This window comes from Thermococcus sp. (genome assembly GCF_026988555.1).
Taxonomy (GTDB): domain Archaea; phylum Methanobacteriota_B; class Thermococci; order Thermococcales; family Thermococcaceae; genus Thermococcus.
On record NZ_JALSLB010000047.1, the window covers coordinates 1 to 12,294 of the forward strand.

A 12,294-nucleotide genomic window follows, 5' to 3' on the forward strand; every position below is an offset into this window, starting at 1 on the left:
CAGCAGGAATGCAAATATGGGATAGTAAGCCTGCCAGAAGGCTGCGGCAAGGCCGCTTGCAAAGAGTGGTATGATATAAAACAGCAACCTCCTCCGGTTCCTCCTACCAGACGAGAGCGCGAGGCTCACACCAAACAAACTCACACTGTACCAGAAGAGCATATAATTGTCGCCCCTGTAGTACCCTGCCATCGAGCGGAAAACGTGCCCGAAAAGCACGGCTAGGAACAGTGAAGATAAAAACGCTTCCGCCCTACCGTACAACCTCAAAACGGCCAGATAAAGGAAGAGCACCGTTAGAACGCCAAATATAACGGGGGTTACCCTGAAGGAGTTGTAGAGGGAGACTCCAAATACTGACAGGATCCTATAAACGTAGGCCGGTGTCATCCAGAGACCCAGGGGATGAAAATGCCCAATCTGCATCCCCCATGGACCAAAGGCATAGGGGAAGAAGTTCACCCAGCCGTGGGTCAGTCCGTACCGGACGTAGGCCAGATGAAAGTAGGGGTCGTAACCTAGGAGGTACCCGAAGCGCATGGGCAGGAGCCTGATGGCGGTCGCTATCGTAAGCAGGAGGGGAACCGCGTACCTGGGCCTTGCAACGGATTCCGCGAAACGGGAGAGTTTCCTGCCCAGTTCATCTTCATTCATTTAAACGCCCCCTATTTTCTACGACTTGATGGTAATCCTGAGATAAAAGCCTTGCGGATGCCGCACTTTTTTGTACAGGGACAAAGCGGGGTTCAGTCCCCCCTCTGTATCTTCGCGTGTCCCCCGACGAGACTTTTCTTCAGTTCGAGGTTTCTTATCTCACACTTCTCATCGATTATAGAGCGCCATATCGTTGAATTCCGGATGACAGTCTTCCCGAAGATTATCGAGTCACTTATGTCGGAGTTCTCTATCAGGCAGCCCTCCCCTATGTAGGCGTATGGGCCGATTATTGAACGACCAATGATTTTAGAGCCCTGCTTTATAACCACTGGAGGAATTACTTTGGCGTAGGAACCTATATGAATATCCTCCACGTGATTCTCCTTCAGCAGGGTCTTCAGAGCCTCAAGATAACTGTCTGCACTGCCGATGTCGTACCAGTACTCGTCGAAGCGATACGCGTGCACGGCAGCACCGCCCCTTACTAGCCACTCCAGGAAGTAGCCGGGGGCGTCCTTGTTCCCATCCCCAAGATAATCGTCGATCAGCTCCACCGTTTTGGCTGGGAGGGCGTACACCCCCGTACTTATAAGGGTGGACTCCGTCCTGAGAGGTTTCTCCTGGAACTCCACCACCCTATCCCCATCCAGCACAACAACACCGTAGCGTCTTGCCAGCTCCGGGTCGCCAACGTCGTACACGGCTATCAGAGGGTTCCCGTTGTAGTGTTTCAGGAAGTCCTGCAGATCAAAGGAGAATATGTTGTCCCCCGCTATCACAAGGTAATCATCCAAACCCAGCTCATCGACGGCCCTCTTCAGCGCCCCAACGGTCCCGAGCTTCTCCTCCTCATGCAGGGTGTCCTCAACCACCAGCCCGACACCATACCTATCAGCGTACGGCCTGAAGTGAGCCTCAAAGAACCTGTTCGTCGATATGTGCGTTTCCAGTCCGAGCCCCTTAACGTTCTCCATTATGTAATCCAGAATTGTCCTATTCCCCACCGGCAGGAGCGCCTTTGGATGATCCTTGGTGACAGGCCACAGTCTAGTAGCGTAGCCGCCGGCCATTATCAGTACCTTCACAATCATCACCATCGTCCTTTGATTAACATGTTACTTTCCACGTAGAAGAAGCTTTAAAGTGTTTTGCATTACCGCCTGTGGTGATATTGAAGTGAAGATTCTCATCACCGGCGGTGCAGGCTTTATAGGCTCCCACTTGGTGGACAGGTTGATGCTCCATGGCCATGAAGTCAGGGTTCTCGACGACCTGAGTGCGGGAAGCACAGAGAACATCGAACGCTGGCTTGATAATGAGCGCTTTGAGTTCGTAAGGGGCGACATGAGGGACCCCGATGTTTCCGAAGAGGCGGTCGAAGGAATGGAAGCCGTTTTTCACCTGGCCGCCAACCCGGAGGTTAGAATTGGTTCCCAGAGCCCGGAACTCCTATACGAAACCAACGTCGGAGTAACCCACAACCTCCTAGAAGCGGTCAAGGGTTCGGACGTCAAGTACCTGGTCTTCACAAGCTCATCGACGATCTACGGTGAGGCGGACGTTATCCCAACCCCCGAGGACTACGCCCCGCTCGAACCAATAAGCGTCTACGGTGGGGCGAAACTGGCAGCAGAGGCTTTAATCAGCGGCTATGCCCACACCTTCGGGTTCAGGGCCCTGATCTTCCGCCTAGCTAACATAATAGGGGAGCGCTCCAACCACGGGGTCATCTACGACTTCATAAACAAGCTCAGGAAGAACCCGGAGGAGCTTGAGATACTCGGCGACGGCACCCAGAGGAAGAGCTACCTCCACGTGAGCGACACCGTTGAGGGTATGCTCCACATCTTCGAGCACTTCAGGGGGAGCGATAAGACGGTGGACTTCTACAACCTCGGCAACGACGACTGGGTAACCGTTCTGGAGATAGCGGAGATAGTGAGTAATGAAATGGGACTCAGTCCTGAGTTCAACTTCACCGGAGGCGTCGATGGGGGCCGCGGCTGGAAAGGAGACGTCAAGTTCATGCGCCTTGACATCAAGAAGGCAAAGAACACAGGCTGGAGACCGGGGCTAAGCAGCTACGGGGCCGTCTCAAGAACCGTCAGGGAACTCCTTTGAACCCCTCCTCCCCCTCCTAGCTCACCTCTCACAGCGTCGAACCTCTCTCAAAGCTCTTTGGATAAGCCCTTTGAAACTGCACACAAATCTTCCGCCAGAAATGGCCGTTGTGGTGGGCCCGCGGGGCTTCGAACCCCGGACCTCCCGCTTATCAGGCGGGCGCTCTGACCAGGCTGAGCCACGGGCCCAAGAGAATTCTGGTGCCCGGGCCGGGATTTGAACCCGGGTCGCGGGATCGAGAGTCCCGCATGATTGACCGGGCTACACCACCCGGGCGCGTCCAATACCATAGAACCGAGGTCGCTTTAAAAAGTTTTCGGTTACTTCTCTCCAAGCTCCCCTTCGATGGTCTCAATCTCCGCATCAAGCACCCCACGAATCTTCTTCAGCAATTCAAGGTACTCCAGTATAGTTTCCCGGCTCATCCTCCTTTCGTACCCGTGACTCTCGAGTTTATCCTTCAGAGCCTCATGGTACTCAAGGGCGGTGTACAGCACCCTCAATGCAAGGTCATTTGACTTTTTAAGGTACTCCCAGCCCTTCCCGGTTAAACTGTACTTGACACGACGCACCCTACCTCTGTAATCCTCTCTCGGCTCAATTAGGCCCTCCTCAACCATCTTGTTGAGTATCGTGTACAGGTTGCTGTGGCTGGGCTTCCAGAGACCGACCGCAAGCCTCTCAAGCTCCTTTAGAATCTCGTAGCCGTGAGCCTCGCCCTTAAGCCCCACGATGACAAGAATTATGTCCTTAAGGGGCACCGTGAACAGTCCCTTTATTATCCTCCTCTCAACATCCTTTCCCATACCAACACCTCTAAACACGTATCTGTCCACAACTCTTTTAAACCCTTTCTCTTGAAGACATGTCGTAATAAGACATGTCATTAAAAAGAATGTCGTTGGTATTCATGTCGAAAAACGTCCTAAGGTGATGAAGATGGCTTGGAATGAATGGATAGCAAAGCACGCAAAACTCGTGGTCGCTGTGTGGATAGCGGCGATAATACTGGCGACTCCACTGGCCGCCAGGCTGAACAACGTCACGAACTACAGCATGAACCAGTTCCTGCCAAAGGACGTCGAGTCCGTCAAGGTGATGAACTCCCTCAGCGAGCAGTTCCCAGAGTTCGCCGGCAGCGAAAACCAGACCTACCTGCTGATAGACGGCATAAACGTAAACGACGAAAGGGCTAGGAACGATTACTACAGGTTCAAGGCCTCGGCCACAAGGTACGGTTACAACTTCACCTCCTACTACGACGCGCTGGACCTCCTCACAAACAAATCCTACGAGGTCGCACTCAACATCACCAAACTGACGGCCAACCTCACAGGCCAGCTTTACGAGAGCACGGTCGAGATGAACCGGACGTACGGCACACTGCTCAACAACCTCACGGAACTCGACAGAAGCGTGGAGTCCACCAGAGAGGCCATTAAAACAGCCGCCGAGGCCTACCTAAACCTCACCACCAACCTCAGCGAGGCCTACACCAGAATGATGATGCTCAGAAGCGCCCTGAACACGACCGATGCCGCCTACGTGGAGCTCAACAGGAACCTCACCGAGACATACGACATGCTGAGGAACGTAAACTCCACCATGTACAGGATCAACGCGGGATTATACACCCTCAACTCCACCTACGGGAAGGCCTACCTTGGCAGCATAGCCGTCTACCGCGCCCTTGAAGGAGAAGGAGCCTACTCCTCTGGATCACTCTCCCCCGATACAGCAGAGGCCATCGCAAACTCCCTGAACGTAACCCCACAGTTCGTTTACACAGTCTTCAACGCTACATACCCAGTTTATTCGGCGTACGGGGCCCAGGGAATAACCGATGCCCTCCTGGCGAACGTTACGAGGGGAATTGTCCTGGCTGGAGTGAACGACACGACCGAGAAGGAACTGGCCGAGGCCTACTCCTACGCCTTTTACCTGGGCGTCAAAAACACAGACGAGGAGCTTGGGAGCTACCATGCCATTGAGAGCATGCCGGAGAGGGTAATGGAGTCCACCGTTGGTAAAATAGCCTCCTCCGCCCTGGAGAACACCCCCAGGGTCGTACTCACCAGCGGTCAATCAATAAACCTCCCCGGATTCGGAAGGGTTGAGCCGGAACTCCTCGCAGAGGTCATCAACGCTTCTATAACGCTGGGCCCGAACCCCTCCCCTGAAAAAGTTGAATGGACAACCTCAGAATTCGCCCTCTCCTACATACGCTCCATCATGCCCAACAGCCCACTCCTGTCCCTATCCGACCCGAAAGAAGTCCTGCTCATCCTCCTCCGCAACGGCCCCACCAGGAAGCTTGAGGCAAGCCTTCTACGGGCCGGGGCTCTGAAGATGGCAGACAACGAAACCGCCCCCGTAGTGCCCCTGATCGTGAACGTCACAATGAACGCAGACCCCAGCGCCTCCGGAGTTCTCAGCACCAACAGCACCGCCCTTGAAGACGCCACCGTGAGTGCCATGGAGAGGATCATGGCGTCGAGAGGGATCTCACTGAGTGAAGAAGCCCTGAAGGCACTGTACGAAAGCGGCGGTAGCGTGGACTCAATAGGCAAAATAGCCGAGAACCTGATACGGTCAAAGCTCGTTGAGACGCTGAGGAACAGGAGGGTCCCAGAACCGGAGAGAACCGCGGACGCGATAGTTAATGCCGCTCTCAAAGACCCACAGGGAATAGCCAACGGCACCGCGCTGGAGAACACCACCGTCAATATCGTCGTAAGCCTCGCACCCTCCAACATGACTTCTCTGGGCGACGTGGTTAGACGCCTCTACGAAGGGGAGAGCGTTGAGGCCGTTGCCGGCGACCTCTTCCTCCAGGGGGTTCAAGAGAAACTGAAGAGCGAGGACATCCCGGCGGCCGTCAGGGACAGAATAATGGACACGGCCAAGCTCATCCCCGACGAGTACCCTCTGACCCAGGCCGAGGTGGAAAAGCTCGTCCGTGAAGACTCAATGGGCCTCATCTCCCGGGAACTATCCAAAAATCAGTTCACAAAGAACGTCAACGCGAGCCTCGTCGTGAACATAGGCATGAAGTTCAGGGGGCATCCCTACGCGATAACAAAGAACGACGTAAAACCAGTTGCCGACGCGATATACGGAAAGCTCTACTCAACCGCAGAACCCTTCATAAGCATGCTGAAGAGCAAGGACAACCGGACCCTCATGATAATCTTCGTCCCCAAGGGACTTCCCCATGAGAACGATATCGAAAAAGCCTCCCACGCTCAGTACGACAACGCCATCGGTGCTAAAAAGCTTGCCCTTGAAACATTCGGCAGGGACTACAGCGGCGTAAAGGCCTACGTCACCGGAACACCGGTTCAGACCTACGAGGCCATCAAGTACGGAAAGGAGGACAACGACAAGACCACCAAGTTCAGCGTCCTGGGTGCCTTCCTCGTCCTGCTGGCACTCATGGGGGCAGCCCTCCTCGCGACGATACTGCCCTTCACGGGCGTCGCCACCGCAACCCTAACCTCCCTTGGGGTCCTCTACCTGCTGGCAAAGGGCGACCTGGTGAACATAGGCAGCTGGGCCCAGATGCTGACCGTAACCACCGCCCTCGGCCTCGGCATAGACTACTCGACCTACTACGTCCACCGCTTCAAGGAGTTCATCGCTGAGGGCTACGACCATGAAAAAGCGGCCTCTGAAGCCCTTAGAAGGGCAAAAGATGCCGTCCTCGCCAGTGCTTCAACGGACATCATAGCCTTCGCCTCCTTCGTCCTCGCATACGAGTTCCCGATATTCAAAACAATAGGACTGATAGCCCCACTGGCCGTTATAATAGTCCTCATAGCCTCCCTAACCTTAATCCCCGCAATAACCGTACTAATAGGCGACAAACCGATCTTCTGGTGGCCCAGACACATCAAACACGTCCAGAACATCAACATCCACGAGAGAAGCAAGATAGCCGAATGGGTGACCAAACACGCCAAAGTCGTTGCCCTAGTGTTCCTGCTGATAGCGATTCCAGCCGCTTACAACTTCGCCAACTTCAACGGAACCCACGACGTCAAGCTCTTCATCCCCAAAGACAGCGAAACCTACCACTTCCTCAACATAGCCGACGAGAAGGTCGGGGCCGGCGTCACCTCACCCACCTACGTCATCGTGGACCTCGGTCACCCGGTGACCAACTCAGACCTCAAGACCATAGAAAAACTGAGCAAAGACATAGCCTCGATTAACGGCGTCGAGCACGTCTTCTCCCCAGCAATGCCCTACGGAACCCACGTGGACAACATGAGCATTGATACAGTAAAACAGCTTGGAGGGGACAAGTACATCTCCACCGATGATCACAAAATCCTCATAGAAGTCATAGGGAAGTATTCAGCCACCGACGACCGCTCAAAGGACATGGTAAAGGACATCAGGCACTACCTCAAGAAAGAGGAGGCCGAAGGAGTTATCAAAAGTGGAAAAGTCGGCGGAAACACGGCCCTGGCCCTCGACCTCAGCAACCTCATCAACAACGTCTTCTGGCACAGGATATTCCCGGTTGCCCTGCTGCTCATGTTCCTCTCCCTAGTCCCAACCCTCAAAGGACTCCCAGCAGTGCTCTCCACAATGGCCACCATAGCCACGGGCGTCCTCCTCAGCATCTGGCTCTCAAGCTGGCTCTTCGAGAAAGTCTTCAACCAGAGTGTCATGTGGTTCCTGCCCATGATGGTGTTCATAGTCCTCATGGGGGTCGGCATAGACTACAACAGCTTCTACCTGGTGAAGGCCAGGGACGAGTTCGAGAGGAGAAGCCCGAGGGACGCACTCATAGTCGCCGCCGGAACCATGGACACCCTCGTTATAGGCCTCGCGGCCGTCCTGGCAACCACCTACGGGGCCCTCATGACCGGCGCCAGCTGGGGCATCAGGGAGATAGGCTTCGCCCTAGCTGTTGGAGTTTTACTGACGAGCTTCGCCGCCGTTTACTTCCTGGGCCCCGCCCTTATGGAACTGGCGGGAGACAAAGCCTGGTGGCCCCTTCACAGGGTTGAAAAGAAATGACCAATTTCCTTTTCTCTTTTGTTTCAGGAACTCCCCAGAAGACCAGCATGGAAAGATTTATAAGCCAACTCCAGCAATGCCCCCCAGTGGAAAAACCACCTTTCTCGGAGGTGTTAGCAGTGGAGATGAAGTTAGAGGTACCCGTATGCACATCATGTGGAAAGGAGATAACCCCAAGAGAGCACGCCACTCACTTCGTCTGCCCCAACTGCGGCGAGGAGATAATCTGGCGCTGCGAATCCTGCAGAGTTCTCAGCGTGCCCTACAAGTGCCCCAAGTGCGGCTGGGAAGGACCATGAATCAGGAGGTGAAAAAATGAGCGACTTCAACCTCGTTGGCGTCATTAAAGTCATGCCCACCGACCCCGGAGTCAACCTCGACGAACTCGAAGGAAAGCTGAAAGAAACCCTCCCTGAGAAATTCGGCCTCGCCAAAGTTGAGCGCGAGCCGATAGCCTTCGGCCTCGTAGCCCTCAAGTTCTACGTCCTCGGGAGGGATGAGGAAGGCTACTCCTACGACGAGGTTGCCGATCTCTTTAGAGGGGTCGAGAACGTCGAGAGCGCGGAAGTTGAGACCGTTTCCAGGATTTGAACCCTTCCCTTTTCTCCTTAATATCCACCAACTTAAATTGCGACGGCCACACAAGAAATTAAAAGAAATGCACCTTACATTCTCAATTCAAGACTCAGCTTCGGCTTCCTCCACCCATCCAGAATCTCCCTCAACTCCTCGTTCTCGACCCTTGAGTAGAGGTCATCAAACCTCCCCTTTGCGTCTTCATCCCCACCCTTCCACCGGGCCAGCTCACCGACTGCCTTGAAGAAGTACTTGGTGTCATCCTCAAAGAGCTCCGCGAAGATGCCCACATTATCCGCGACAACGCTATAAGCCCCCTCGTTAAACAACCCCTCTATAAAGTCCGTAAGCGTGTCGAAGACAAGCCCAAACAGCTCATCACTGTCCTCCAGGGCCTTGAGAAGCGCGTCCCTGATGGCTAGGAACGCCTTCCTGTAATCCTCCCGACCAGCCCACACCTCGGCCTCTATGAGTTTGGCGTTGGCCTCCACCTCGTTATCACGCGGGCTCTTGTAGATTTCCCTGAGGAACGCCTCGGCCTCGTCGTAGTTCCCGAGTTCGTAGTGAAAATGCGCCAAATCCAGGTAACTTATAAGCAGGTTCCTCCCGTCACCGATCCTCTCGAATATCTCCCTGGCCCGTTCCATGAGCTTCAGGGCCTCCCCGTAGTCCCCAAGCTCGTCTCGCACTATCGCCATGTTGGCCAGCGTGAGACCTATCTCCTTCTCGTTTCCGAGGCCCTCCTCAAGCTCAAGAAGGGCCTTATATGTCTCCAGAGCCTTCTCAGGCATGCCGAAGTGGTCGTAGGCATCCGCCAGGTAGTAGAGGGCAGTTGCATGCTCCTCAGGGTCATTCCTCCTGCGCTCCGCCAGCTCCCGGTAGAGCTCAATGCCGCTCTCCACATCGTCGAGGTGCGCGTAAACATGCGCTATCTCGTGTGCCAGCTCGTAGGGATCGTCGCAGTCAACGACGGCCTCCTTAAGCCTCTCCAGCTCCTTCCTCAGTGTCTCCTCATCCTCGATGCCCTCGATGTAATCGTCAAAAAGCTCAAGCAGCTTCTCACAGTCCTTCTCGCTCAAAGCCTTCTCCCACTCCTTTCCGAGCTCCGTTTTCCATCACCTGATTCCGGTTCGCCGGACGGGTTAAAAAGGTATGGTCCCGTCTTACCGGTTTAAACTTAAACTTTACGTTACACACCTACCGTTTTAAAAAGCGTTAAAAATTCCCGCTTTGATTTCTGTATGGTAATACTAATAGTCAGATTAGTAGCACGATTGGTGGTGAAATTGATGAAAAGTGGCAAAAAGATCCCGGCACTGCTCCTGCTTTTGGTTTTAGTTTTCAGCGTGTTCAGCGCCGGTTGTATAGGTGAAAAAACAACCACAACTCCATCTACAACCACTCTCAAGCCAACCCAAAATGCTCAGGAACAAACGGCTTCCCCAACAACCGCCAGCAGATCCGGATATCCTATAACCATAACAGATTTCGCAGGAAGGAAGGTCACGATAGAAAAGCCGCCTGAGAGGGTTATCGTGCTGAGCAGCTACTGGGCAGAGATACTATCCATCCTCGGCGTTCAGAACAGAATAGTCGGTATAGGGAAGTACATCCCCTATGATCCCCACGTCCCGGAGGATGTGAGGAGCAAACCTGCTGTCGGCAGCAACTTCAAAGGCCTGAACTGGGAAACGGTTGCCGGCCTCAAACCCGATCTCATAATAATTGACTGGTACGGTGGAAAATATGCCGATGCCAGTACCATAAAGAAGGCCAAAGAGCTCGGCATTCCCGTTATAGCACTTACAGCAAAAAGCGTTGAGGATAACATCAAGGTTGTTGAGCTCTTAGGAAAAGTTTTCGGAAGAGAAAAGAAAGCTGAAGAACTCGCAAGCTGGATGAAGGAAAAGCTGAACGAGGTTAAAGAGATAGCGGGCCAGATTCCAGCAGACAGGAAAAAGAACGTTCTCCTCATAAGCGCCCCAAAAGACATAAACGGTCCTATAAGTGTGTATGCAAACGGTAGTGCATGGGCAAGCATAGTCCAGCTTGTGGGTGCTCACAACCTGGCTTTTGACAAAAACTTTAATACACCATGGCCAAAACTTGATCTTGAGAAGATCATCGCCTACTGGGGAGACAAAGCCGATGTCATAATCCTCACTTCATTCAGTAAAGAAAGGCTTGAAAAGGCGATAAACGGTATCAGAAATGATCCGAGATGGAGGGCAATAAAAGCGGTTAAAGAAGGCCACGTCTATGGGATTTTAGCGGGTTCCAAAGGATTCCTGGACTGGGGACCAAGGATAACAGTCGGCGTTTATCAGATGGCTAACATCATCTATCCCGAATATTATCCGGACTGGAAGCCGGTGGCAAAAGAGCTGTTTGAGAACTTCTACGGGGTTAAATACAACGCTCCGGTAACAGTAATGGATTCAATGGGCAGAAAGGTAACCTTTGAAAAGCCGCCTGAGAGGGTTATCGTGCTGAGCAGCTACTGGGCAGAGGTCATGCACTGTCTCGGACTCGACGACAAAATTGTTGGAATCGATAAGTACACTCCCAAAGACCAGTTTCTGCCAGAAAACATCAGGAAAAAACCCGTCGTCGGGACAACCTGGGAAAAAGCCATCAACTGGGAAACCGTGGCCGGCCTCAAACCCGATTTAATCCTGATGGGGCGCTGGAAGGGAGGCTTTACCAAGGGTGAGCAGGATGTTATTGAGAGATCTAAAGAACTTGGGATCAAGGTTCTTGCATTTGGAATTCCGGACTCCAATGCAACCGGAACAGAAATGCCCTATGAGAACATCAGGATAATAAGAGTGCTTGGAAAAGTCTTTGATAAGGAGAAGAGGGCTGAAGAACTGGCGAGCTTCCTGGAGAAGTACTACAACGAAGCTTTGGGCATAGCGAGCAGGATACCCGCCGATAAAAAGAAGAACGTTCTCGTAGTCTATGGATCATCCATAACAGGGAAATACGCAACGGGAGAAATAAGCATAGCATACAGGGGCTCGGCATACGCTCAAACCGCGGAGCTTGTGGGAGCGCACAACGTTGCGTTCGACTACAACTTCTCAACCCAGTATCCAAAGTTTGACCTCGAAAAGCTCATGGCATACTTCGGGAACAAGACAGACGTTTTAATAGTGGTTGATTGGGACGCAGAGAGGCTCAGTGAAGCTGTGGAAAAGATAAAGAGCGACCCGAGATGGCAGCAGATCAAAGCCGTTAAAGACGGCCATGTCGTTGGGATACTGGTGAGCTCATGGTCGAGAAACGCGGCAGCCCTCTACGGACCCAGATTTGTGACCGGAATCTATGCCTTCGGCCATGCAATTTATCCCGGGTACTACCCTGACTGGAAGCCAATATATCAGGAGCTCATCAAGAGATTCTACGGCATGGAGGGTTAATCGATGAACATGAAGATGAAAAGGCTCCTCTTCCTTTTTCTTTTAATTTCCCCCGTCTTTTCCCTGCTCATAAGCCTGTGTATAGGGTCTTATCGCATTCCGCTTCCCGCAATTATCAACATGCTCCTGATCAAAACCACACAGCTTGCCTCCACGGCCCTGACCAAGATAACCCTCGGAAGATTAAATCTTGATATTCAAAATCACTATCCGGACGTTTATCGCGTAATTCTGTTTGAGATAAGACTTCCCCGGGTCCTCCTAGCCATGATGGTGGGCTCGGCTTTGGCGGTCTCCGGGGCAGTCCTGCAGGCAATATTTAGAAATCCCCTCGTTAACAGCTATATTTTAGGGATTTCATCAGGGGCCGCCTTTGGAGCTGCCCTGGCAATAGGATTCTCCCTCGGTCTGGGCGTTACCCCCTTAGCGTTTGCTTTTGCCCTGCTCGCCGTGTTTTTGACAACGTCCCTCGCGAAGATGGGGGGCA

9 protein-coding genes, 2 tRNA genes and 1 pseudogene are annotated in these 12,294 nt (G+C 53.1%); 6 read left to right on the top strand and 6 right to left on the bottom strand.

Annotated elements, in window-relative coordinates:
* Both MVK60_RS06990 and MVK60_RS06995 read right to left on the bottom strand, forming a co-directional pair.
* Positions 1-654, bottom strand: a pseudogene (locus MVK60_RS06990) (glycosyltransferase family 39 protein); the annotation flags it as partial.
* A 92-nt stretch (positions 655-746) separates the two neighbouring features.
* Positions 747-1,742, bottom strand: coding sequence for an NDP-sugar synthase (locus MVK60_RS06995; protein ID WP_297437872.1), 996 nt, complete (start codon positions 1,740-1,742; stop codon positions 747-749).
* Positions 1,743-1,833: 91 nt separating this feature from the next.
* Between MVK60_RS06995 and MVK60_RS07000 the strand changes: the two genes are divergently transcribed.
* Positions 1,834-2,778: an NAD-dependent epimerase/dehydratase family protein gene (locus MVK60_RS07000; RefSeq protein WP_297437858.1), complete on the top strand. Its 945-nt coding sequence runs from the start codon at positions 1,834-1,836 to the stop codon at positions 2,776-2,778.
* A gap of 110 nt (positions 2,779-2,888) precedes the next feature.
* Here MVK60_RS07000 and MVK60_RS07005 read toward each other — a convergent pair.
* From MVK60_RS07005 to MVK60_RS07015, 3 genes are all read right to left on the bottom strand, one after another.
* A tRNA-Ile gene (locus MVK60_RS07005) sits at positions 2,889-2,966 on the bottom strand.
* A 10-nt stretch (positions 2,967-2,976) separates the two neighbouring features.
* Positions 2,977-3,054: transfer RNA gene (locus MVK60_RS07010), tRNA-Glu, on the bottom strand.
* 44 nt (positions 3,055-3,098) lie between these two features.
* On the bottom strand, positions 3,099-3,584 hold the full coding sequence (locus MVK60_RS07015; protein ID WP_297437860.1) for a PadR family transcriptional regulator: 486 nt from the start codon (positions 3,582-3,584) through the stop codon (positions 3,099-3,101).
* A 127-nt stretch (positions 3,585-3,711) separates the two neighbouring features.
* On the opposite strand from MVK60_RS07015, the gene MVK60_RS07020 reads away from it, so the two are divergent.
* The 3 genes from MVK60_RS07020 to MVK60_RS07030 all read left to right on the top strand — a co-directional run bounded on the left by MVK60_RS07020 (position 3,712) and on the right by MVK60_RS07030 (position 8,400).
* A complete protein-coding gene (locus tag MVK60_RS07020; RefSeq protein WP_297437862.1) occupies positions 3,712-7,809 on the top strand; it encodes an MMPL family transporter in 4,098 nt (1,365 codons plus the stop codon).
* A gap of 125 nt (positions 7,810-7,934) precedes the next feature.
* Positions 7,935-8,108, top strand: coding sequence for a zinc finger domain-containing protein (locus MVK60_RS07025; protein WP_297437874.1), 174 nt, complete (start codon positions 7,935-7,937; stop codon positions 8,106-8,108).
* 16 nt (positions 8,109-8,124) lie between these two features.
* Positions 8,125-8,400, top strand: a complete 276-nt coding sequence (locus tag MVK60_RS07030; protein WP_297437864.1) for an elongation factor 1-beta — start codon at positions 8,125-8,127, stop codon at positions 8,398-8,400.
* 74 nt (positions 8,401-8,474) lie between these two features.
* On the opposite strand, the gene MVK60_RS07035 is transcribed toward MVK60_RS07030, so the two are convergent.
* Positions 8,475-9,464, bottom strand: a complete 990-nt coding sequence (locus MVK60_RS07035) for a tetratricopeptide repeat protein (RefSeq protein WP_297437866.1) — start codon at positions 9,462-9,464, stop codon at positions 8,475-8,477.
* Between the two features lie 210 nt (positions 9,465-9,674).
* On the opposite strand from MVK60_RS07035, the gene MVK60_RS07040 reads away from it, so the two are divergent.
* Complete coding sequence (locus tag MVK60_RS07040) at positions 9,675-11,807, top strand: ABC transporter substrate-binding protein (RefSeq protein WP_297437868.1); 2,133 nt, start codon at positions 9,675-9,677, stop codon at positions 11,805-11,807.
* A gap of 3 nt (positions 11,808-11,810) precedes the next feature.
* Positions 11,811-12,294 (top strand): iron chelate uptake ABC transporter family permease subunit (locus MVK60_RS07045; RefSeq protein ID WP_297437870.1); only part of this gene is annotated, 484 nt, incomplete at its 3' end.